Origin of the sequence: Myxococcus sp. AB036A, assembly GCF_006547355.1 — a bacterium.
Lineage (GTDB): Bacteria > Myxococcota > Myxococcia > Myxococcales > Myxococcaceae > Myxococcus > Myxococcus virescens.
In genome coordinates this window covers 53831-76584 of record NZ_VHLC01000035.1, presented here as the reverse complement: position 1 = coordinate 76584, position 22754 = coordinate 53831, and the positions used below count along the sequence as shown (strand labels likewise).

Genomic DNA, 22754 nt, shown 5'->3' with positions numbered 1-22754 from the left:
GCGGAGGGCGGGGCGGCTGTGCCGCCTGCGTCCAGGTGGCCTCCGCGTCGCGCATGCGGCGCGACAGGAAGTCGAAGATTTCCGCCGACACCTTCTTCAGCTCCGGATGCGTGTCCGGGGACACGTGGTCCGGCGTGAAGCGCCTGGCCATGCGGAAGTAGGCCAGACGCAGCTCGTCCAGGCTGGCGGTGGGCTTGAGGCCAAAGACTTCGTGGGCCGGCAGGCTCTGCATGGCGCGCATCTGCGCGCGCAGGCGCTCGGCTTGCTGCAGCTCCAGGGAGGGCGTGGGGCGCGCGCTGGCGAACAAGTCGCTCAGCTCGGGCAGCTCCGGAAGGGCGACCCAGTTCGTCCCATCCCGCGAGGCGCGCACCGCGGCCTTCAAGCGTCCGGAGGAAATCAGTTCCCGGAGGGCCTGGAGCGCCAGGGGCCCCAGTACACGTCCGAGATGGTCCGCGACCCAGTAACCGACAGCAGAAGACGACACGAAAACACCCCGGGGGTCAGTGAGCCAGCGCCTGGCGCACGGCCGAGGCGATCTCGAGCGGATGGAAGGGCTTGCCCACGAAGCCCACGGCGCCCGCCGCCATGGCCTGCTCCACGACGGGCTCCGCGTCCATGCTGCTGATGACCAACACACGCGTGGTGGGCGACACCGCCTTGATGGCGCCCAGGACCTCCAGTCCACTCTTCTTCGGCATGAACAGGTCCAGGAACATCACCGCGGGCTTCTCCCGCGCGGCCACGGCCAGGCCTTCCTCACCGTCCGCGGCCTCGAGCAGCCGCAGCTCGATGCCCGTGTCGGCGATGACGTCCTTGAGGATACGGCGCACGAAACTGTCGTCATCGACGAGCAGCAGGGTCGGGGTGTCGGACATGGCTCCGGATGATACTTGGACCGCGCAACATCCGCGCGGGGACATGGCACGCCTGCCCGCCTTTTTGGGTTAAGGGGTGGGCATGTCCACCGACAATGCTCTCTCACACTTCGAGTCGAAGAAGCAGACGTACCTGGAGGACCTCAAGTCCCTGGTCCGGATTCCCAGTGTCTCATTTCCTGGCTTCGATGCGACGCAGGTACGACGCAGCGCGGAAGCGACTGCACGGCTGTTGAAAGACCGTGGTTTTGAAAACGTTCAGCTACTCGAAATCGAGGGCACGCACCCCTACGTCTATGGCGAGGTGCTCAAGGCTCCGGGCAAGCCCACGCTGCTGCTCTACGCTCATCATGACGTGCAGCCCGCGGGTGACGAGGCCGCGTGGAAGAGCCCTCCGTTCGAGCCGGTGGAGCGCGACGGCCGGCTGTACGGCCGCGGCTCGGCGGACGACAAGGCGGGCATCGTCGTGCACACGTCCGCGGTGGAGTCGTGGCTGAAGGGCGCGGGAGCGTTGCCGCTCAACGTAAAGGTCATCATCGAGGGCGAGGAGGAGATTGGCAGCAACTTCCTGGGCGCCTTCCTCCAGGAGCACGCGGCGCTCCTGAAGGCGGATGCCATCGTCCTCACCGACACGTCCAACTTCGACACCGGCCTGCCGTCCATCACCACCGCGCTGCGCGGGCTCGTCACGGTGGACGTGGAGGTGCGGGCGCTGCGGCAGGCGGTGCACTCGGGCATGTGGGGCGGGCCGGTGCCGGACCCCGTCATGGCGCTGTGCCGGATGCTGGCCACGCTGACGCACGCGGATGGCTCCATCGCCATTGAAGGCATCCGCGAGCGCGTGAAGCCGCTGACGGACGGAGAGCGCCAGAGCATCGAATCCCTGCCCGGAGACGAGGCGCACTTCCGCGCGCAGTCGGGCCTGCTGCCGGGCGCGCAGGTGCTGGGCGGCGGGGCGCATCCGTGGGAGATGAACTGGCGTCAGCCGAGCATCGCCATCAATGCCATCCAGGCCAGCAGCCGCAAGGACGCGCGCAACATCATCTGTGATTCGGCCTGGGCGCGGGTGGGCATCCGCATCGTCCCGGACCTGGAGGCGCGCGACGTGGAGCAGCGCCTGAAGGAGCACCTGCGCAAGGTGTGCCCGTGGGGGTTGGAGGTCCACTTCGACACGGAGGGCGCGTCCGGTTGGTGGTACACGGACCCGTCCCACCCCGCGTTCCAGGCCGCCTTCCGCGCGCTGGAGAAGGGATACGGCACGAAGGCGGTCGCCATTGGCTGCGGCGCCTCCATTCCCTTCGTGGAGCCCTTCGCGAAGGAGCTGGGCGGCGTGCCCGCGCTGCTCATCGGCGTGGAGGACCCGTACACATACGCCCATTCGGAGAACGAAAGCCTGCACCTGGGCGACTGGGAGAAGTCCATCCGCAGCGCCATCCACCTCTACGCGGAGCTGGCAGAGGCCCTGAGCGCGCGGAAGGCTTGAGCACCCGGTGGCTCCAGGGCCCTGGTCTCGTTGAATCATGGGCTTGATGTATCGTCAGCGTGATGTCAGGAGCGCTTGGGATGCATGGGGCGAACGCGGAGTTCTTCGAGTGGGTGTTGCAGGCTGCTGGCGAGCCGTCCTCCGCTCGTCTCCGTGCGGCCCCGAGTGCCAGGGAGGCCGTGAACCGCGCCGTCTCCCTGGCCGCGGCCCTCCAAGGCGCCGCGCCCGAGTCCAAGGCCTTCGCTCAACACCTGGGGGCGCTGCTTTCGCGAGCGGTGGACCCGGTGCTCGCGCTGGAGCGACTGCATGCCAGGGACGTCGCGCTCGCGCTCTCCTGCGCGCAGGGACTGCCAGCGGCCCGTGCGCTCCTGGAGCAGGAGGTCCTCCTCAAGCTGCGCGTCCCCCTGGCGCGCATCCACCCCTCGCCGGTGTTCACGGACGAGGTGTTGCAAGCGCTCCGGGCCAACCTCCTGATGCCTCGCGCGGAGGCTCCCTCCCGGTTGCTCGGGTATGCGGGCGCGGGTCCGCTGCTGCACTGGGTGAGCATCTCCGCGACACGGCTCGCGCTGCGGATGCGCAAGGCGCTGGGAGAAGAGTCCCACGTGGAGGCCGAGGTGCTCGCCGCACACCCCGCGCCGGGCGGCCTGGAGCTGGGCTTCGTGCGGGAGGAGGCCCGGGGGCATGTGCGCGCGGCCTTCGTCCGGGCGGTGGCCTCGCTGGATGATGAGGACCGGGAGTTGCTGCGGCTCCACTTCGTGGAGCGCCTCTCCCTGGAGCGCATGGGCGCCCTGTTCGACCTGCACAAGTCCACCCTCTCTCGCCGGCTCACCGCGGTGCAGTCGCTGCTGGAGAAACGGACGCGGCGCGCGCTCGCTGAACGCCTGTCGTTGCCCGAGCCGGAAGTGGACAGCGTGATGCGCGCCATCCATGGACGGTTGGACTTGAGCCTCTCGGGCCTGCTGGAGGGGCGCGAGTGAGCTGCCCGGATGAGAACGCACTGTCGGGGTTCGCGAACGGCGCGTTGGACCCCGAGGGCATGACGACGGTGCGCCAGCATGTCTCCGGCTGCTCGGAGTGCCGGAGCGTGCTCGCCGCGCTGGGGGGGCTGGAGAATCCTCCCCCGTTGGTCGACACGGGGCTGCTCGTCTCCGGTGCGCGGGTGGGACGTTACGTGGTGCTCGGGCTGCTCGGCGAAGGTGGCATGGGGCGCGTCCATGCGGCCTATGACCCGGAGCTGGACCGCAAGGTGGCGCTGAAGCTGCTGAACCTCGCGAGGCTTGGGGAGGACTCGCTGGCCCAGGCGCGTCAGCGATTGGAGCGCGAGGCCCGCACGATGGCCCGCCTGTCGCATCCCCATGTCGCCCAGTTGCATGACGTGGGCGAGTTCCAGGGACAGCTCTTCCTGGTGATGGAGCTCGTCGAGGGCGGCACGCTCGGGCGGTGGCTGGCGGAGAAGCCGCGCACGCGCCGGGAAATCCTGGCGCGCTTCACCCAGGCGGCGGATGGGCTCGCGGCCACGCACGCGCTGGGCATCATCCACCGCGACTTCAAGCCCGACAACGTCCTGCTGACGCGCGACGGTCAGGTGCGCATCACCGACTTTGGCCTGGCCAACGCCGCGGTGGGGCTGGGGCCTCCGCGGGAGGATGCGGCCATCGACTCCGGCGAGGCACCGCTCACCGTCACCGGCACGTTCCTGGGGACGCCCGCCTATGGCGCGCCGGAGCAGCTTCGCGGAGAGCGGGGGGATGCCCGTTCGGACCAGTTCGCCTTCTGCGTCGCGCTCTACGAAGCGCTCAACGGGCAGCGGCCCTTCGCGGGGGCCACGCGCGAGGAACTCCTGGCGTCCATGCAGCGCCAGGAGGTGCGTCCGGAGCAGCGGGGCGTACCCTCGTGGCTCAAGGCCGTGGTGCGGCGGGGCCTCTCCGTGGACCCGTCGCGGCGCTTCGAGTCCATGCAGGTGCTGCGAGCCCGCCTCGCGCGGGAGGTGGGGGCCTGGAAGCGCAGCGCGGCCACGGCGGTGCTCGCGGGAGGACTGGTGGGCCTGGGGTTCCTCGTGCTGGGGCCTTCCGCGGCGGCGCCGAGCGAAGCCTGTCAGGGCAGTGAACGGCACCTCGCGGGCATCTGGGACGCGTCCGTGCGTGAGTCCACGCGTCAGGCCTTCCTGGCGACGGGCGCCCCCGCGGCCGAGGCTTCGTTCCAGGCCGTGGCCTCCACGCTGGAGCAGTGGACGCAGGACTGGACGCGCGCGCATCAGTCCGCGTGCGAGGCGACGCGTGTCTTCGGCGAGCAGTCGGAAGCGGCGCTGGGGCTGCGGATGACGTGCCTGGACCAGCGGCTGGGAGAACTGTCGCGGCTGACGGTGGCGCTCCAGGGGGCGGACGCGCGGACGGTGGAGCGGGGCTTCGGGCTGGGGGCGTCGCTCGGCGGCGTGGGCGCTTGCGCGGACGTGCGCACGTTGCAGGAGGCCGTGTCTCCGCCGGAGGACCCGAAGGCGCGTGCGGAGGTGGACGCGGTGCGCGCGGAGCTCGCGCGGGCGAACGCGGAGCGGCTCGCGGGGCATACCCCCGAGGGGCTGCGAATCGCGCTTGCCGCCCGGGAGCGCGCGCTCGCCACCCATCATCGGCCGCTGGAAGCCGAGGCGCATCACCTCTGCGCGCGATTGCAGGAGGACGCGGGAGCCATCGAGGACGCGCGCGTGTCCCTGGCCCAGGGCTCCCTGGCGGCCGAGGCCGGGCGGCATCTGGGCGTGCTCGCGCGGGTGCTGCACTTCCAGGCCTGGTTGCATGGGTACGGGATGGGCCAGCCCCAGGAGGCGTGGCCTTTCCTGCATCGCGCCCGGGCCGTGGCGGAGACGCTCAGAGACCCCGAGCTGGACACCATGCTGGACCAGGTGCAGGCGGAGCTCCTGGAGCAGGAGGGCCGCTTCTCGGAGGCCGAGTCGATGCTCCGTGCCTCGCTGGAGACCGTCACCGCTCGGGGCCAGGCGTTCACCCGCGCGGAGCTGAACGGCCGGCTGGGCCAACTGGCCCGGCAGCAGGGGCGGTTGTTGGAGGCCAAGCGTTGGCAGGAGGAGGCGCTGCGCGTCCATGAGACGCACTTCGGGCCGGCGCGCCGGGACACAGGGCGGGCCCTGTCGAACCTGGGGGGCACGCTGGCCCTCCTGGGGGAGCTATCGAGCGCCGAGGCCGTCCTCAAGCGGGCGCTGGTCATCCTTCGCCAGTCACTGGGGGAGGAGAACCTGTCAGTGGCCCGGACCTTGTCCAACCTGACCCTCGTCTACGTCGAGTGGGGGCATGCGGCCCAGGCGCGGGAGGCAGCGGAGGAGAGCTGGGCCGTGGCGCTCAAGAGCGTGGCCGCCGACAGCCCGGTGTTGATTGGGGTGAAGTCGAATCGGCTGGGGGTGCTGGGCGAGCAGGGCGAGCGCTTGCCGGAGCTGGAGTATGCCCGAGGCCTCCTGGCGCATCGCGAGCGTGCCTATGGCGCCACCCACCCGGAGGTGGCGTTGGATGCGCACGAGGTGGGCCGGCTGCTGCGTCTCCTGGGGCGTCCGGACGAGGCCCGTGGCTTCCACGCTCGCGGTGTCTCGCTCCAGCGGCCCCTGGCCGACAAGGGGGAGCTGGATGGCACGTCGCTGCGCTACCTGTCGGATGCGCTGCTCTTCCTGGGGCAGGTGGACGAGGCACGCCGTCACATCGAGCAGGCGCTCGTGGTCATGGAGAGAGATTTGGGGCCGTCGTCGTCCGAGCGCATGGAGGCGCTGCTGCTCCTAGGGGACGTCCATCTCGCGAGAGGTCAGCCCGCCGAGGCCCTGGTGCCGCTGCGGACCGCGTTGGCGGACCTCACGGCCCGGCAGGTGGTCTCCGCACGTGTCCCCAGGGTGCGCCGCCGGCTCGCGCGGGCGCTCCGGTTGACGGGCGCGGTGGAAGAGGCCTGCGGAGAGGCCCGCCGCGCCTGGGAGGAGCTGTCCGTGTGGCGCAAGGCCTATGTCCAGGAGACGGCGGACGCGCGGACCGAGCTGGGGCACTGTCGCAGATGACAATCGATTGCATGGAGGAGCGCTGCCCGCGCGCCGGGGCGCGCTAGGGGGAGGTGTCCAGGTACGCGCGATGGCTGTTGGAGAACTCGAAGTTCGTGAACGCGTCCCAGTTGATGGACCAGGTCATCAGGCCCTTGAAGCCGGGGTAGCCGGCGGGATTGCGCAGCACGTAGGTTCCGCCGAAGGACTGTCCCTTGAGCAGGTAGTCGAGCGCCTTGTGCACGTTGGCCGGCGTCGTGTACCCGCCGCCCGCCGCCTGCGGTGACGACGGCAGGCCGATGAGTACCTGGTCCGGCCGCAGCCCTGGGAACATCGCGCCGGTGTTGCCGCCGACGGGGAACCCCTGGAGCATCATCTCCGCCATGGCCACGTGGAAGTCCGGCGTGCTCTGCGCGTAGGCCCGGCCGTCGAGCGCCATGACGGTGCCGGTGTTGTAGTGCTGCACGTGCAGGTACGTCAGTCTGTCTCGCAACGCGTAGATGACGGGCAGGTACGCGCCCCAGGGACCGCCGTACGCGGCCATGCCGCCTTGGACATAGGCCGTCTCGGGCGCCATGGTGAGGAGGAAGCCCGGGCCGTTCTGGTTGAGGAGCTGGCGCGTGGCCTGGATGATGTTGACGATTCGCGGCGTGGTGGGGTTGCGGAAGTCGGTGTCCCCGCCGTTGAGTGACAGCGAGCTGCCCTCCAGGTCCAAATCCAACCCGTCGAAGCCGTAGGTGTCGATGAGGGCCTGCATGCTGGTGACGAAGTCCTGCCGCGCGGTGGCGTCATCCAGGTGGACGGTGCCATTCGCTCCGCCGATGGAGATGAGCACCTTGCGGCCCTGGCTCTTGAGCAGGGCGATGTCCGCCTTGAAGTCCGCGACGCTGGCGTTGTACGGCGTGAAGGCCATGCGGCCGGAGCCTGGGCCACCCACGGGCTCGGCGAAGGCGACCTGGATGACGTTGAACTTCGCGGAGACGTCCCGCAGCCGGATGTTCGTCGAGCCGTTGTCGAAGTTGTGCCAGTAGCCCACGATGATTTTGTTCCCCGCGGGCGGCGTCCCCGTCGTTGTCGCGGAGACGCTATTGCTCGCCGCCGAGCGGTTGCCCGCGGCGTCCCGCGCCTTCACGGCGAAGGAGTAGGTCGTGTTCGCGGCCAGGCCCGTCACCGTGGCGTGGGTGGCGCCCGAGGTGGTCGCGGACGCGGACGCGCTCCCGTTGACGAAGATTTCGTAGCCGGTGACGCCCACGTCGTCCGTGGACACGCCCCAGGACAGCGACACGCTGCTGTTGCTCACGCCAGTGGCGCGCAGGGCGCTGGGGGCGGAGGGCGGCACGGTGTCGGGCGCGGGGCGCGGGGAGGTCGTCACGCTGTGCGCGCTGCTTGCCGCCGAGTGGTTGCCTGCGGCGTCGCGCGCCCTCACAGTGAAGGTGTACGTGGTGTTCGCGGCCAGGCCCGTCACCGTGACGTGGGTGGCGCCCGCCGTCGACGCGGAGGCGGACGTGCCCGCGTTGGTGAAGACCTCGTAGCTGGTGACGCCCACGTTGTCCGTGGACGCGTCCCAGGACAGCGACACGCTCTCATGCGTCTTCGCGGTGGATGTGAGCGACGGCGGCGCGGAGGGCGCCTGGGTATCCGGCGGCGGATTCCCTGTCCGCTCCAGCCAGAGCGCCGGGGTGTTGGGGGGCTCCCATCCGACGAGGGACTGGTGCGACTGGCGGCAGTCGTAGCCCTTGCCTCCGTGGGAGACGATGTCGCCCACGGTGTACGAGGTGTTGGGCGCCCACGCGCCCCGGTCCGCCGCCAGGACATGCGCGGGGCGCAGGAAGCTGAGCAGGGTGGTGAGGACCACCAGGGCGACGAGGCCCGTTCGGTGGAGGTGTCCAGGAAGCTGCATGGCGTCTGCCTTTCGGCTGGGGGAGAAGCTCCACCCCTCAGAGAGAGGCTCCGCCTGTTTTTCGGGTCAAAACAGGAAAGTCCTGGCGGTTCGGCGATTTCCCCTGGAATCGGGCGGCGCTTCGCTGGTGTCCTCGATGCTGGGCTTCAGGAGCCTGTGCTTCCTGGAGGGGAGAGACCGCGTGGACGCTGTGGATACGAGGCTGGTCGCCAGCTACGCGGTGGCCATCACCTTCGACGTGCTGATGCCGGTGGGCATGGTGCTGTGGGCGCGCCGGCGGCTGGGCGTGGCCTGGAAGGTGGTGGGCTGGGGCGCGGCGGCGTTCGCGCTGTCGCAGTTGCTCACCCGGCTGCCCATGGTGCAGGTGGCGCAGTACTTCATGCGCGACGCGCTGAAGACGTCCTCGGTGCTGCTGGGCGTCTGGATTGTCGTGCTGTCCCTCACCGCGGGCCTCTTCGAGGAGACGGCGCGGCTGTGGGCCTTCCGCAAGCCGCTGAAGGACTTCCGCCGCTGGCGCGACGCGGTGGGCTTCGGCGTGGGCCACGGCGGCCTGGAGTCGGCGCTGCTGGTGGGCGGGCTGGCGGCGCTGGGGCTCGTCAACGTCATCGTCCTGTCCAAGTTGGACCCCTCCACCTTGCCGCTGAAGCCGGAGCAGGTGGCGCAGGTGGTGGAAGCCAAGGCCACCATCGCCGCGCTGGACTGGTGGATGCCGCTGCTGGGGGCCTACGAGCGGCTGGGCTCCATGGTGGTGCACATCGCGCTGTCGGTGGTGGTGCTCCAGCGCTTCATCCGTGGCGAGGTGAAGTGGTACTGGCTCGCGGTGGGCGCCCACGCCTTCTTCAACGCGCTGACGGTGGTGGTGGGGAAGCTGGCCACCGCGGCGTGGGGACCGCAGGCAGGGGCGTTCGCGGGCGAAGCCATGGTGACGGTGGCCGCGCTGCTGGGCCTGTGGGTCATCCTCTATTTCCGCCGCGTGGACGCGGAGCGCGACACGGCGGCGGTTCCGGCGCTGGAGTGAGCAGGCGCTAGCGCCCGCGGAAGCGGTCCGTGGCATCCACCAGCGCGGAGGTGTTGCCCGGCTCGTTCGCGGAGTGCCCCGCGTCGGACACCATGATGAACTCCGCCTCCGGCCACGCCTTGTGCAGGGCCCAGGCGCTCTCTGGGGGGCACACCACGTCATAGCGCCCCTGGACGATGACGGCGGGGATGTTGCGGATGCGGTGCACGTCGTCGAGCAGCTGGGTGTCGCTGCGCAGGAAGCCCCGGTTGACGAAGTAGTGGCATTCGATGCGGGCGAAGGCGAGCGCGAAGGTGTCCCCGCTGTTGCGCGCCACCAGCTCCGCGTTGGGGTACAGGCAACTGGTGCGTCCTTCCCACACGCTCCACGCGCGCGCGGCCTCCTGCTGCGCCTTCACGTCGGAGCCCATCAGCCGGCGGTGGTAGGCCGCCAGCAGGTCCCCACGCTCCTCGAGCGGAATGGGCTCCAGGTAGTACTCCCACGCATCCGGGAAGAGGGCGCTGGCGCCTCGCTGATAGAACCAGTCAATCTCCTGCTTGCGGAGCAGGAAGATGCCGCGCAGCACCAGCTCCGAGACGCGCTCGGGATGTGTCTGGGCATAGGCCAGGGACAGGGTGCTGCCCCACGAGCCGCCGAAGAGCTGCCACCGGGAGATGTCCAGGAACTCGCGCAGCCGCTCCATGTCGGCCACCAGGTCCCAGGTGGTGTTCTCCTCCAGGCTCGCGTGCGGCGTGCTGCGTCCGCAGCCGCGCTGGTCGAACAGGATGATGCGGTACGCGGTCGGGTCGAAGAAGCGGCGCTGGCGCGGGTCCGTTCCTCCGCCGGGCCCCCCGTGGACGAAGAGCACCGGCTTGCCCTCCGGATTGCCGCTCTCCTCGAAGTACACCTCATGTCCACCGGAGACGCGCAGGCGTCCGGTGCGGTAGGGCTCCAGGGGCGGGTACAGCGAACGCAGCGGCCGGTGGGACACGGACACGGGCAGGCCTTCCGTAGCGGTGGGAGCGGCCGACCCTAACAGGGGCCCCGCCGTGGGCCTTCCGTCCGCTGGTGGCAGGGCGTCTGGAGTGTGCGGCGGGCTTCCTGCCCGGAGGGCGCTCTGTCAGGCAGGCCACGGACGATGTGACGGCGAGTTCACCGCGCCGCAACGGGGGCTTCGCGGACGGGGTGGAGACTGCCGGTTGTCTCCCACACCCCACGGAGCACGCCATGAACATCGCTTCGCTCATCCGTCCTGCGACTTCGCCTCACACGCCCGCGCCGCGCCGGCTGCGGCTGGTCCGCGTGCAGGCCACCGTCCTCGCGCAGGGCGCGGTGGGCGCCATGAAGGACGGCGTGAAGGCCTTCCGCCACATGTGTGACGTCCTCACGGGAGGCTATGCCCAGGCCCGGCACTGAGCCAGGCCATGCGTCTTCCGGCCCCGGGGCGTCAGGGGCCGGGTGCTTCACTCAGGAGGGCGCGCCCGGGCGCGGGCCGGTTCCCGGGCTCGAAGGCGCGTCCTCCTTCGGAGGCGGGGGCGGCACGCCCTTGCCCGCGGGCGCCACCACCCGCACCTCGGTGCGCTCGTCGAGCGCGAGCCCGTCACCCTTGGGCTCCGTCTCCGTCACGGAGATGACGTCGCCCCGGTTCAGCTTGAGGAAGCGCTCGTTGCGCTCGTTGCGGTGGCGCTCCTGCATCGCCAGGCCCACGCGGCCCTCGGGGCCACAGCCGATGTAGCGGTGCCGGCCCTTGCCCTCCAGGGGCTCGGAGACGATGCGGAACAGGCGCCCGGGCGTCAGCTCCGGCCACGCCTCGTCCTTGGGGGCCAGCACCAGGTAGCTCATCTTCAGCGATTCCTTGTGCAGGCTCGCCGCGCGCGCCAGCTCCTCCACCACGCGAGGCATGGGCCAGGCGCGCTCGGCGTGGCACCAGTCCGTCTCCTTCACCAGGGCGGGGCAGGGGCCGCGGTACATGCAGGGCGCGCGGACGGCGTAGCCCTTGGCCACCATGGCGTCGCGCACGTGCAGCAGGCCGCGGCTCGTCTCGCGCAGCGCGGGCTCCATCACCAGCAGGCTGCCGCCGCGCTTCACCTTCGCCAGAATCGTCTCCAGCAGCGCGGCGCGGGGGGCCGTGGCCGCGTCTCCCGTGCCGTACAGCTCGTTGACGACGTGGCCCATCGTAATCAGGTCGAACTGGCCGTCGGGCAGCGTGGCGCCCTTCTTCGTCGGGTCCCAGTCGCGGGTGGCCAGGGCCTCACCGGCCTCGGTGGCCAGGTTTCGCGCCAGGGTGAGGGCGGCCTTGCTGCGGTCGGCGGCGGTGACCTGGCCCCCGCCCGCGTCCAGGGCGGCGAAGGCCACCGGGCCCGGACCGCTGCCCAGGTCCAGCACCTGCCGGGGGCGGTTCGGCAGCTCGCCGAGCACCTGCCGGGCCTGTGCATAGGACACCGGCCAGTAGAAGAGGAGATAGGCGCCCAAAAGCTTCGGGTCGTCCATGTACCGCGCGCCGGCGAGCTGCCGCTCCCGCGTGAGGCCCAGGGAGAGCTGGCGGACACCCGCGGCCACCTCCTTCACCTCCTGGGGCGTCAGGCGCGTCTCCGGCCCGCCGCCACCGCCCCGGCCGCGTGACGCGCGCCAGACGGCGATGAGCCGCGGCATCCATCGCTCCAGGTCCTTGCTGTATGCGTTGCTCATCGAACCCAGCCTTCACCTGTGAGGCCGCGTCCCGCCGCGGCCGTTGCCAACCGATTGTCGTCCCGCCAAGCCGTCAACGGCGAGATCGCCATGGAGGGGGAGAGCGCGTTAAACCCTGGTCGCACATGATTTCCGTTCGCGGCCTTCGCAAGCACTACAAAGTCCATAAGCGCCCGCCGGGCTTGAAGGCGGCCCTCCGCTCGCTCATCCACCGTAGCTACACCACGGTGAAGGCCGTGGATGGGATTTCCTTCGACATCCGCCCCGGGGAGCGGGTGGGCTTCCTGGGCCCCAATGGCGCCGGGAAGACGACGACGCTCAAGGTCCTCTCCGGCCTGCTCTATCCCTCCGACGGCGAGGTGACGGTGGACGGCCATGTCCCGCAGAAGCGGGAGGAGACCTTCCTCAAGAAAATCATGCTCGTCATGGGGCAGAAACAGCAGCTCCTGTGGGACCTGCCTCCGGCGGAGACGTTCGAACTCAACCGCGCCATCTACGACGTGCCCCAGGCCCAGTACAAGAAGACGATGTCGGACCTGATTGAGCTCCTGGAAATCGGGGACCTCATCGGCAAGCCCACCCGTCAACTGTCGCTGGGGGAGCGGATGAAGTGCGAGCTGGCCGCGGCGCTCATCCACCAGCCCCGGGTGCTCTTCCTGGACGAGCCGACCATCGGCCTGGACGTGGCCATGCAGGCCACCATGCGGACGTTCATCAAGGAGTACAACGAGAAGTACGGCGCCACGCTCATCCTCACCAGCCACTACATGGACGACGTGGCGGCGCTGTGCCCCCGGGTCATCGTCATCGACAAGGGCCTCCTGTCATACGACGGCGGCCTGGACGCGCTGGTGCAGCGGGTGCGGCCGGAGAAGCGTGTGGTGCTGCGCCTGTCGGAGGAGGTGGACGCCGAGCGCCTGTCGCCGCTGGGGCGGGTGGTGACGCACGAGCCCGGCACCGCGGTGCTCCAGGTCCAGCAGGAGGCGGTCAACGCCACCATCACCCGCGCGCTGTCCACGTTGCCGGTGATGGACCTCACGGTGGAGAACGCGCCGCTGGAAGAGGTGATGAGCGAACTGTTCGCGGAGTCGAAGGCGCGCCGGGCGGCGGTGTCGGAGCCGGTGCCCGCATGAGCGCCCGGACCACACTGCGCGCCTTTCCCACGCTGCTGCGGGTGGGGTTCGCGGAGGCGGTGGCCTACCGCGCGGAGATGCTCATCTGGGTGCTGTCCACCACCATGCCGCTGGTCAACATGGTGCTGTGGATGGCGGTGTCACGCGAGGCGCCCGTGGGCCGCTTCGGCGAGGCGGACTTCATCAGCTACTTCCTGGCCACCTTCGCGGTGCGGCAGCTGGCCACGTCGTGGGCGGCGTGGCTCATCAACTGGGAGGTGAAGCAGGGGACGCTGGCCATGCGCCTGCTTCGCCCCATCTCCCCGCTGTGGGCCTACGCGGTGGAGAGCATCGCCGCCTTCCCCATGCGATTGATGGTCGCGGTGCCGGTGATGCTGCTGAGCGTGGCGCTGGTGGGGCAGAAGGCGGTGCCCCAGCACGCGTGGCAGTGGGGCTTCGTCGTGCTGTCGGTGATTGGCGGCTGGGCCGTGGCCTTCCTGGCCAACGTGGCCATTGGCGCGCTGTGCTTCTTCCTGGAGAGCAGCCAGAAGGTGCTGGAGGTGTGGCTGGTGCTCTTCTTCGTGTGCTCCGGCTACATGTACCCGGTGGAGCTGCTGCCGCCCACGCTGCGCACCATCATCGACTGGTTGCCCTTCCGCTATCAGATTGGCGTCCCGGTGGAGATGCTGACGGGGGCCTATGGCTGGGAGGAGTCCCTGCGGCTGCTGGCGGCCCAGTGGGCCTGGGTGGCGGTGCTGGGGGCGTTGGCGGCGGTGGCGTGGAAGCAGGGCGTGCGGCGCTTCGCGGCGTTCGGGGGCTGACGTGAAGGTGAAGCGCTATCTGCGGCTGCTGGGCATTCAACTCAAGGCGTCGGGGCTGCTGTCCCTGCAGTACCGCGCGGACTTCTTCACGGAGGGGCTGACGTCCCTCTTCTGGACCTTCACGGCGCTGGCGCCGCTGTTCGTCGTCTACGGTGAGCGGCCCAACATCGAGGGCTGGAATTTCGGCGAGGCGCTGCTCGTGGTGGGTTGGTTCACGCTGCTGCAGGGCATCCTGGAGGGCGCCATCAACCCCAGCCTCACGGGGGTGGTGGAGCACATCCGCAAGGGCACGTTGGACTTCGTGTTGCTCAAGCCGGCGGACGCGCAGTTCCTGGTGTCCACGCAGCGCTTCCAGCCGTGGCGGGCCTTCAACGTGCTGACGGGCATCGGGCTGTTCGTCTACGCCTTCATGCACCTGGGACGGTGGCCGTCGGTGACGGGGCTGCTGGCCTCCGTGCTGCTGCTGGGGACGAGCACGCTCTTGCTCTACTCGCTGTGGATTCTGACGGTGAGCGCGGCGTTCTTCGTCGTGCGGGTGGACAACCTGACGTACCTGTTCACCTCCATCTTCGACTTCGCGCGCTGGCCGTCCTCCGTGTTCCAGGGCGTGGGGCGCGGCGTCCTGACGATGGTGTTCACGTACGTCATTCCGCTGGCGTTGATGACGACCTTCCCGGCGCAGGCCATGCTGGGACGGCTGCCGCCCCAGTCGCTCGTGGGCGCGGTGGTGGGCGCGGGGCTCTTCGCCTGGGGCTCACGTCAGGTGTGGCTGCGCTCCATCCGCCGGTACACGTCGGCGAGCAGCTGACGCGGGCAGGAAGCGCCTCTCCCCAGCGCGGTGACGCGCGCCGCCCCGGGGAGAGGATGACCGCCAGAGCCTACTTCTTCAGGCCGCGGGCCGTGTCCTGGACGATTCGGGTCACGTTCGCGATACCGCCACCGACGATGTACCAGCTCGGGGCGTCCACCACGATGACCCGGCCCTGCTTGAAGGCGCGGGTCTGGCTGAGCTCCGGGTGCTTGGCCAGCGTCTCCAGGGCCTTGTTCTCACCGCCGCCGGTCGCGGCGCCGCGGTCCAGCACCACCAGCCACTCCGGGTTGGCGGCCACGGCCTTCTTGAGCAGGGCGGCCGCGGCTTCCTGACGGGCCTTCGCTTCGGGCGACCCGGCCGGCGGGCGCGGGCCGTCGTTGCTGCCCTCCGCCTTCGGGACCACGGCGTTGAAGCCCGTCAGCTCGTGGAGATAACCGAAGCGGTCGCCGGGCGCGTGCACCATGACGTTGCCATTCAGGGTGAAGAGCATCACGGCGGACTTGCCGCCCGTCAGCTTCTTCAGCGCCGCCCGCTCCTTCTCGAAGTTCTTCACCAGCGTGTCGGCTTCCTTCTGCTTGCCGAAGGCCTTGCCCAGCGCCAGCGTCTGGCCCGTCACGTCCTCCACGAAGTGGTCGGCGCGAACGGACAGGTTCACGGTGGGCGCGAGCGCGCTCAGGGCCTCGGCCTGCTTCCGCGAGCGCCCACCCACCACGATGAGGTCCGGCTTCAGCTCCGCGAGGGCCTTGGTATCGGGCTCGAACAGGCTGCCAGCCTGGGGCACGCCATTGTTGTTGTAGGCGGACAGCGTGGCCGGGAAGGTGGCCTTCGGCACAGCCACGGCACGGATGCCGAGCGCGTTCAGCGTGTCGAGCACGCCGAGGTCATAGACGGCGAGGCGGGACGGCGTGGCTGGCACGCTCAGCGTGCCAGTCTCATGCTTCAGCTCGAAAGCAGCAGCGGGAGCAGCGGTAGCCAGACCGGAGGCGAACAGTGCCGCGACGAGCGGGCGATGGAAACGGCGCATGGGAGGTTCTCCGAAACGTGACCGCGAAAACCGAGGGACGTTCCGGCGGATATGCCACGCCGCTCCTCGGTTCGACAGCGGCGCCGGGCGAGTCAAGGAGCTCTGGATGGTTCATATTTTCATTTTGAGATTAGTTTGCATTATCATCGATGCGGCGCGTTTGTCGCCGCTGCGCCCTCCGAAACAGGCCGGGAGGATTTGAAGGAGGCGGCCGACGTTCGCTTGGCGAGCAATTCTGAAGTTGCTTGAATTGCATGGCCTGGCGCGGCGCGCCTTTGGCTTTACCCCGCACGGGTGGGTGCCCAAGGCCCCACGTATTGATGTGTTCAGTTTTGGGTGGTGCGATGGTCCGCCCGTGCAGGGCTGGGGTAAAGGCGCCGGGCGCGGTCCCGCCGCGCATCCCCCCGTCACACAAAGGACCCCCACCTATGTTTGAACCTGTCGGGTTCGGCCGGAAGGCCGCGCTCTTGATGACGCTCGTGTTCGCAGGATGCTCACACGAGGATTTTGCAGACGCGCTGCATGAGCCATGGAACCAGGACGCCGAGCTCGCCTCCGTCAGTTGGGTAGGCACCGCCAGCATGTCCACTCAGCGGCTGGACCATACGGCCACGGTGCTGCCCAATGGCCGCGTGCTGGTCGCCGGTGGCCAGTCCTCCATGAGCGCCGAGCAATACGACGTGGCGACCGCGCAGTGGCTCAGCGCGGGGAGCATGAATGTCATCCGCCGGCGTCACACCGCGACGTTGCTGCCCAATGGCAAGGTGCTGGTGGTGGGCGGTGACGTCGCCGCCGCGACCACCGGCACCGCGGAGCTGTACGACGTGGCCACCGGGACCTGGTCTTCCACCGGCAGCCTGGACTCCCTTCGCTCGGGACACACCGCCACGTTGCTGCTCAACGGCAAGGTGATGGTGATGGGCGGAGAGGACGGCACGGGAACCGCGTTGAGGACGGCGCGCCTGTATGACGCCGACACGGGGACCTGGAGCGCCACCCACAGCATGACGGCCCCGCGCATGGGACACGCGGCGACGCTGCTGCCCAATGGAAAAGTGCTGGTATCGGGCGGGCGCTCCAGTTCGTGGGGCACCGTCCTCCGGAGCGCGGAGCTCTATGACCCCGCCACGGGAACCTGGTCCTCCACCGCCGCCATGAGCTCGCCGCGCACGGGGCATGCTTCGACGGCGCTGCTGAATGGCAAGGTGCTGGTGTCCGGCGGGCTGGTGGATGACATCACCGCGACGCGCAGCGCGGAGCTGTACACCGTGGAGACGGGTGTCTGGGGTTCCGCGGGGGGCCTGATGCCCGTCGAGCGCGCGCACCACACCGCGACGGTGCTGCACTCCGGCGAGGTGTTCATCACCGGTGGCTCGGATGGCAGCGAGCCCTACCTCCAGAGCGCTGCATTGTATGACCCTGTCAACGCGCTCTGGACCTCTACGGTTTCGATGGGCACCAGCCGGCTGGGCCATACCGCCGCGCTGCTGGGCACGGGGGAGGTGCTGGTCGCGGGCGGAAGCCCGGACGGCGTCCTGCGCACCGCTTCCGCCGAGCGCTACGTCCCACCCACGCTCCCCTGGCGCGCGGCCAATGCCATGCTGTCCGCGCGGTACCACCATTCCTTGACGGTGTTGTCTTCGGGCGAGGTCCTCGCGGTTGGTGGCACCGCGAATGGCAGCACGGCATTGACGGGCGCGGAGCGCTACTCCGAGGCCACGGGCCACTGGCTGCAGACGGGCACGCTGCTCACCGCGCGCTATCTCCACACCGCGACACTGCTGCCCAATGGCAAGGTGCTGGCCGCGGGAGGCCAGAGCACGTCGTCCAGCTATCTGCCCTCGGCGGAGCTCTATGACGCGGCCACGGGCACGTGGACTTCCACGGGAGCGCTGGCTGCGCCGCGTGCGCGCCACACCGCGACGTTGCTGCCCAACGGCAAGGTCCTGGTGGCGGGAGGCCGGATGAGCTCCAGCTTCTCTGGCATGCTGGCCACCGCGGAGCTGTATGACGCGGCGACCGGGACGTGGACCGCCACCGGGGTGATGAGCCGCCGTCGGCAGTACCACACCGCGACGTCACTGCCGTCCGGCAAGGTCCTGGTGGTGGGAGGCAACACGCAGGATGGAGACACGTCCTCGGCGGAGCTCTATGACGTGTCCACGGGGCAGTGGACGCTCACCGGCTCCCTGTCCGGGCCGCGCTATGGCCACACGGCGGTGGCGCTGCCGTCGGGCAAGGTGCTGGTGGCCGGAGGCTGGGGCGCGCGGGGGGCGCTCGCCACGGCTGAGCTCTACGACCCGGCGACGGGCACCTGGACCTCGCTCACGTCCATGCAGCACGCCCGCTACGGACCGATGTCCGCGCTGCTGCCCTCCGGCCGCGTGCTGGTGTTGGGCGGTGACGGAGGGGGCACCGTGGGCTTGTTGGCCTCGGCCGAGGTGTATGACCCGGCCAGCGGCCAATGGCACAGCGCCGGAGCGCTGCCCACGGCGCTCACCAGCGCGGGCGTGGTGACGCTGGTGGGCTCTGGCCGCGTGCTGGTGTCGGGAGGTCTGAGCCCCAGCGGCTCGCTGTCCTCCGCCGGGTTGTATTCGCCCGCGCCCTGATTCCACGCCCCGCCCCGGGGGCTTGTGTCACCGGGGCGGGCTTTCGGATGCGGCCCGCAAGACAGCTCGAGGCTTCGGGTGTCGGCTGGGTGATGGCGGCTCGCTTTCGGGTGACCCGAGCTGCGTATCCACTGCTCCAATCCCCCAGTGGTGCATTCGAGGGGGACGCATGAATCGGATTCAAAGGGTGGTCATGACGGGGCTGTTCGCCGGAGTGCTGGCAGGGGCTCCCGCGTCCTGGGCCGGCGCGGCGAAGACGCAATACCCCGTGGTGTTCGCGCACGGCATGGGCGGGTTCGATGACCTGCTCGGCTACGACTACTGGGGGAACGACTTCGGCACCTTCGTGGGCGAGGCCTGTGAGTCGCGCTTCGACACGAACTGCAACAGCGACCTCGACCCGGGACAACGCGCCTTCGTTGCACAGGTGGCGGCGTTTCAGTCCTCGGAGGTCCGCGGGTTGGACCTGGCGGACGACATCGAGGGCTTCATGGCGACGACGGGTGCCTCGAAGGTGAGCATCATTGGCCACTCTCAAGGGGGCATCGACGCGCGGAAGGCGGCGCGCGTGCTGCGGGAGCGCAGGGGCGCCACGTCGGTGGCGGTATTGGCCAGTGTGTCTTCGCCGCACCGGGGCTCGCCGGTGGCGAAGTACATCCTCGACCAGAAAACGGGCGTCACCAGCGTCATCGCGGCGCTGGCGCGCTACTACGGCGACTCCGTCTATTCGCCGGGCAATGATGCCTATGCGGCGGCGAAGCAGCTCGTCTTCAATGACTATTCATCCTCGGACGGTGTCGTCACGGGCATGAAGGCCTTCAACGAGAAGTATCCGGTGAGCAGCAACTACGCGGAGCGCTACGTGTCGCTCATCACCGCGCAGTTCGGGGGGAATGTGAATCCGGCGCTGTACCTGTTGAAGGAGTTCCTCTTCGACATCGACGGCAACGGCTACTGCGCGGGGGATGGGGACAACGACGGTGCGGCCGGCTGCGGCGACGGCGTACGCAACGAAGCGGATGACGACGGCATGGTGGGCATCAACTCTCAGCAGATGGGGCGTCGGCTGCGCTACCACGACGCCTTCTTCGGCTTCGACTCGGTGACGGACGACACGTCCATTCTCGCGCTCAATGATTTGAACGCGCCATCGCGTCCGCAGAGCACGTCCATGTCCAGCGTGGTGCCTCAGGACCATGTGGATGTGGTGGGGGTCGGACCGGACGCCTTCGATGAGCCGGAGTTCTACGCCGCCCTCATCCATTACATCTCACTGCATGATTGACGTGCCGGTGCGTCAGGCCCCGGGCTGCGGGGCTTCGACTTCCTCGGACTCCACGCCGTAGTACGCGAGGCACTCCACCTCGCGTCCGCGCACCACACGTCGGCCGTCGAGCGGACCGCCATGCGCAGTGACGATGGTGCATTGGCCCTCGTCGCCGTCCTGGTCGAAGTAGAGCACCACCCAGTCATGGGTGGCATTCTGCTGGTGGGCCAGCGCGGTGTTGGAGAAGAGCGCGCGGAAGTTCCACCCCTCCAGCTTCTTGCGGAGCACGGGCAGCCATGCTTCGCCAGAGGGATTGAACCGGCGCGGTGCAATCCGGCGCAGTTCGCCTGCATCCGCGCGCCGCCGGTACTCCTCGTCCACCTGGAGCAGCACGCCCACGTCCGGCCGGGGGCCTTCATCCCGCCCTTCGCTCCGGCGTGCGGCGCTGCGCCGCTCCCTGCCCAGCCGTGCGCCCAGCAGCTCGCGCACCTGTTCGCTGCGCCGGGGGCCGAAGCCCTCCACGCGCTCCAGCCGTCCGTCATGTGCGGCCTGCTCCAGCTCCTCCAGCGTCCGCACGCTCAGCTCGTCATGGATGCGGCGGGCCAGCCCCGCGCCGATGCCCGGCACGCTGGCCAGGAGTTGCTCCGGAGAGTGCTCTGTCTCCAGCCGCTGGAGCAGGGAAAGCTGTCCGGTGCGAATCAGCTCCGCCATCGCCGCGGCGATGCTCTTCCCCACGCCGGGGAGCTTGCGCAGCCCTGCTTCACCTTCCTCGGCCAGCAGCTCCGCCACGGGTTGAGGCCACTTCGCGATGGTGTCCGCGGCCTTCCGGTAGGCGCCGACCCGAAAGGGCATCGCGTCCTGCTCCTCCAGCAGGTCCGCGACGCGCTCCAGCGCATCCGCGACGTCAATGTTGTCCTTCCAGGCAACGCCCATAGCTGCCTTCAAGGTGGGGCGCGTCGAAGACGGTGGCCACCCCTGTCGCGCAGGTCGCGCCGTGGCACCGGGCTCGGCGGGCGGCTGACAAGGCGGCCGGCTTGCAGCCCACGCTCACGACAGAAGCGCTCAGCCTGGCTCGTTCGTGGAGGCGCGAGGTCCTTCAATGACGACCTTCAGGCCGCGCGGCGGGTTGGGCGCGAAGGCGAGTGTGAAGCCGACGCGTTGGCACAGCTCGCGGACGATGGACAGGCCAAGCCCGCTGCCCCGGGTTGCCCGGCGCCGCGTGGCCTGCGTGCGAAACCCGCGCTCGCCCAGGCGCTCGAGCTCCTCGGCAGAGAGGCCTGGCCCGTCGTCGAGCACGGTGAGCCGGAAGCGCCCGGGTTCCGCATCCTCCAGGACGGCCACGACGTGGCCCCCCGCCTCGCCGTGCGTGACGGCGTTGTGGAGCAGGTTGCCCAGGGCCTGCTCCAGCATCGTGGGATTGCAGCGCACCCAGAGCGCCTCGTCGGGCCGGGAGCACTCCACGGTCAGCCCCAGCAACCGCGCGAGCTGCTGGAGCCTGCGCACCACGCGCTCCACGGTCAGCCCCAGCTCCACGCGCGGGTCGCCCGCCGTCGGGTCGATGCCCTCTCCGAGCTGGCAAGCGAGATGGAGGTTGTCCACCAGGGAGGTGAGATAGACGGTGTCCTCGATGCCCTGGCGGAGGAGCGCCGCGGTCGGCTCGGTGGGCGTCGTCGAGGCCAGCTCCAGCGACAATTGGAGCGAGGCAATGGGCGTCTTCAGGTCGTGCGCGACGTCCGCCAGGTGTCGCTCCAGCGCGTGTTTCTGGGCCTCGATGCGGGTGGCGTCCTCCTGGACACGGGCATGGGTGGCGTCGAGCACCCGTGACAGCTCGCCCAGCTCATCGTCCTGGCCATCCGCCGCGGAGCGATACCGGCTCGCCCCGAGCATCCCCGCCGCCCGGTGCAGACGGCGCAGGCGCTGGAGGAGGGGGTGGACGACGACGAAGGTGGACAGCGTTGCCGCGAGCATCGTGAAGAGGACGGCGGCCACGAGGACCCACCCGCCCACCGTGGCGCGCTCGTCCATGAGCGGCCAGCGGAACTCCAGGAGGCTGCAGGGTCCGGACTCCGCGACCTTCAGCAGTGAGGCCCCCGCCCACGTGGAGTCCGGACGGAAGAGCGGGAGGTAGAAGAGGGTGGGCTCACGCTCGCCTCGGGCGAGTCGCGCGAGCAGCTCGGGGTCCGGCCGTGCGCCGGGAGAGCCCGCCCCCACCTGGGCAAGGTCGTACGCCTCCACCTCCACGCCGTCCGGGCTCCGGAAGCGCCACCCCGGTGTCGTCCGGCACTCCGAAGCCTGGGGCGCGAGCGCCAGGGCGGCGGACATCCGTACGCCATGCGACAGCGCGGCATCCACGCCCAGGACAATCGCGAGGAAGGACGCGCCCAGCGTGCCCAGCAGGCCCAGGAGCGCCGAGGCCACGAGGATGCGTTGGGCCAGGCGGTTGCGTAGCCTCACCGGGGCTCCTCGTCGGGGACGAACCGGTAGCCAATCCCCCAGGACGTCTGGATGCGCGCGCCCGCGGGCCCCAGCTTCTTGCGGATGCGCGCGATGTGAGAGTCCACGGTCCGGTCATCGCGCTCCTCGCTGGGCGGCAGCGCGTGCTGGGCAATCTGTGCGCGTGTCAGGGCCCGTCCCGGGCGCTCCGCGAGATAGGCGAGCACATCGAACTCGTGGCGCGTGAAGGGCAGGGCGCCGGTGCCTTCGCGGCTCGCCTCGCGGGCGTCGAGGTCCAGGCTGACATCGTCCCAGTGCAGCACGCGTCGCGGGCGCTCCTCCTGGAGAAGCAGTCGTGCGCGGATGCGGGCGACCAGCTCCTCCATCCAGAAGGGCTTGGGGAGGTAGTCCACCGCCCCCAGGCCGAAGGAGCGCAGCCGGGCCTCCAGTTCCTGTCTCGCGGTGAGGACGATGACGGGGACACGGAGCCGGAAGCGCCAGGCTTCCAGCAGCTCGAAGCCGTCCTGTCCGGGCAGGTTGAGGTCCAGCACCACCAGGTCGGGGTGCTCGCGCTCGGCCATCTCGAGCGCGAGCACGCCATCCGTGGCGAGCACCACCTGGAAGCCCGCGAGCTTCAATCCACGAACGATGCCCGCGGCGATGGGGGCATCGTCCTCCACAACCAGGATGCGCGCCGATGGGTTCATGGACACGGT

19 protein-coding genes are annotated in these 22754 nt (G+C 69.8%); 10 read left to right on the top strand and 9 right to left on the bottom strand.

What is annotated here, in order from left to right; genetic code table 11:
- Together FL344_RS16800 and FL344_RS16795 are read right to left on the bottom strand one after the other, a co-directional pair.
- The coding region (locus FL344_RS16800; protein WP_141619241.1) for a J domain-containing protein at positions 1–484 on the bottom strand (484 nt) is incomplete at its 3' end.
- A 16-nt stretch (positions 485–500) separates the two neighbouring features.
- The gene (locus FL344_RS16795) at positions 501–875 is read right to left on the bottom strand and encodes a response regulator (RefSeq protein WP_011555961.1); all 375 of its coding nucleotides are present in this window, start codon (positions 873–875) and stop codon (positions 501–503) included.
- An 82-nt stretch (positions 876–957) separates the two neighbouring features.
- On the opposite strand from FL344_RS16795, the gene FL344_RS16790 reads away from it, so the two are divergent.
- From FL344_RS16790 to FL344_RS16780, 3 genes are all read left to right on the top strand, one after another.
- Positions 958–2358 carry a M20/M25/M40 family metallo-hydrolase gene (locus tag FL344_RS16790; protein ID WP_026114255.1) on the top strand — a complete coding sequence of 467 codons (1401 nt, stop codon included), beginning with the start codon at positions 958–960 and terminating at the stop codon, positions 2356–2358.
- 80 nt (positions 2359–2438) lie between these two features.
- Positions 2439–3335: a transcriptional regulator gene (locus tag FL344_RS16785; RefSeq protein ID WP_141619240.1), complete on the top strand. Its 897-nt coding sequence runs from the start codon at positions 2439–2441 to the stop codon at positions 3333–3335.
- Positions 3332–6397 carry a tetratricopeptide repeat protein gene (locus FL344_RS16780; protein ID WP_141619239.1) on the top strand — a complete coding sequence of 1022 codons (3066 nt, stop codon included), beginning with the start codon at positions 3332–3334 and terminating at the stop codon, positions 6395–6397. Before FL344_RS16785 ends, FL344_RS16780 begins: the two co-directional genes overlap by 4 nt.
- A 43-nt stretch (positions 6398–6440) precedes the next feature.
- Here the strand turns inward: FL344_RS16780 and FL344_RS16775 are convergent, their stop codons facing one another.
- Complete coding sequence (locus tag FL344_RS16775; RefSeq protein WP_141619238.1) at positions 6441–8276, bottom strand: glycosyl hydrolase family 18 protein; 1836 nt, start codon at positions 8274–8276, stop codon at positions 6441–6443.
- Positions 8277–8457: 181 nt separating this feature from the next.
- On the opposite strand from FL344_RS16775, the gene FL344_RS16770 reads away from it, so the two are divergent.
- Positions 8458–9294 carry a YhfC family intramembrane metalloprotease gene (locus tag FL344_RS16770; protein ID WP_228565111.1) on the top strand — a complete coding sequence of 279 codons (837 nt, stop codon included), beginning with the start codon at positions 8458–8460 and terminating at the stop codon, positions 9292–9294.
- Positions 9295–9301: 7 nt separating this feature from the next.
- Here FL344_RS16770 and pip read toward each other — a convergent pair whose 3' ends face one another.
- Positions 9302–10270 carry a prolyl aminopeptidase gene (gene pip / locus FL344_RS16765; RefSeq protein ID WP_141619236.1) on the bottom strand — a complete coding sequence of 323 codons (969 nt, stop codon included), beginning with the start codon at positions 10268–10270 and terminating at the stop codon, positions 9302–9304.
- 230 nt (positions 10271–10500) lie between these two features.
- Here pip and FL344_RS16760 point away from each other — a divergent pair, with 230 nt between their 5' ends.
- A complete protein-coding gene (locus FL344_RS16760) occupies positions 10501–10689 on the top strand; it encodes a hypothetical protein (protein WP_020478821.1) in 189 nt (62 codons plus the stop codon).
- Positions 10690–10740: 51 nt separating this feature from the next.
- Here the strand turns inward: FL344_RS16760 and FL344_RS16755 are convergent, their stop codons facing one another.
- The gene (locus FL344_RS16755) at positions 10741–11961 is read right to left on the bottom strand and encodes a small ribosomal subunit Rsm22 family protein (RefSeq protein ID WP_141619235.1); all 1221 of its coding nucleotides are present in this window, start codon (positions 11959–11961) and stop codon (positions 10741–10743) included.
- 125 nt (positions 11962–12086) lie between these two features.
- Between FL344_RS16755 and FL344_RS16750 the strand changes: the two genes are divergently transcribed.
- Genes FL344_RS16750 through FL344_RS16740 form a run of 3 tightly spaced genes read left to right on the top strand, consistent with a single transcriptional unit; the run spans position 12087 to position 14702 of the window.
- Positions 12087–13094: an ATP-binding cassette domain-containing protein gene (locus FL344_RS16750; protein WP_141619234.1), complete on the top strand. Its 1008-nt coding sequence runs from the start codon at positions 12087–12089 to the stop codon at positions 13092–13094.
- Positions 13091–13894, top strand: a complete 804-nt coding sequence (locus FL344_RS16745; protein WP_141592768.1) for an ABC-2 family transporter protein — start codon at positions 13091–13093, stop codon at positions 13892–13894. Before FL344_RS16750 ends, FL344_RS16745 begins: the two co-directional genes overlap by 4 nt.
- A 1-nt stretch (position 13895) precedes the next feature.
- Positions 13896–14702: an ABC transporter permease gene (locus FL344_RS16740; RefSeq protein ID WP_011555950.1), complete on the top strand. Its 807-nt coding sequence runs from the start codon at positions 13896–13898 to the stop codon at positions 14700–14702.
- A gap of 70 nt (positions 14703–14772) precedes the next feature.
- On the opposite strand, the gene FL344_RS16735 is transcribed toward FL344_RS16740, so the two are convergent.
- On the bottom strand, positions 14773–15729 hold the full coding sequence (locus FL344_RS16735; protein WP_141619233.1) for a siderophore ABC transporter substrate-binding protein: 957 nt from the start codon (positions 15727–15729) through the stop codon (positions 14773–14775).
- 581 nt (positions 15730–16310) lie between these two features.
- On the opposite strand from FL344_RS16735, the gene FL344_RS16730 reads away from it, so the two are divergent.
- Both FL344_RS16730 and FL344_RS16725 read left to right on the top strand, forming a co-directional pair.
- Positions 16311–18338 (top strand): kelch repeat-containing protein, encoded by a 2028-nt coding sequence (locus FL344_RS16730; protein ID WP_228565110.1) that lies wholly within the window; start codon positions 16311–16313, stop codon positions 18336–18338.
- Between the two features lie 169 nt (positions 18339–18507).
- A complete protein-coding gene (locus FL344_RS16725; RefSeq protein WP_141619232.1) occupies positions 18508–19623 on the top strand; it encodes a triacylglycerol lipase in 1116 nt (371 codons plus the stop codon).
- 12 nt (positions 19624–19635) lie between these two features.
- Here the strand turns inward: FL344_RS16725 and FL344_RS16720 are convergent, their stop codons facing one another.
- The 3 genes from FL344_RS16720 to FL344_RS16710 all read right to left on the bottom strand — a co-directional run bounded on the left by FL344_RS16720 (position 19636) and on the right by FL344_RS16710 (position 22745).
- On the bottom strand, positions 19636–20538 hold the full coding sequence (locus tag FL344_RS16720) for a helix-hairpin-helix domain-containing protein (RefSeq protein ID WP_194863135.1): 903 nt from the start codon (positions 20536–20538) through the stop codon (positions 19636–19638).
- Between the two features lie 129 nt (positions 20539–20667).
- Positions 20668–22059: a cell wall metabolism sensor histidine kinase WalK gene (locus FL344_RS16715; RefSeq protein ID WP_141619230.1), complete on the bottom strand. Its 1392-nt coding sequence runs from the start codon at positions 22057–22059 to the stop codon at positions 20668–20670.
- Complete coding sequence (locus FL344_RS16710) at positions 22056–22745, bottom strand: response regulator transcription factor (protein WP_043613108.1); 690 nt, start codon at positions 22743–22745, stop codon at positions 22056–22058. Before FL344_RS16710 ends, FL344_RS16715 begins: the two co-directional genes overlap by 4 nt.
- Between the last annotated feature and the right edge of the window lie 9 nt (positions 22746–22754).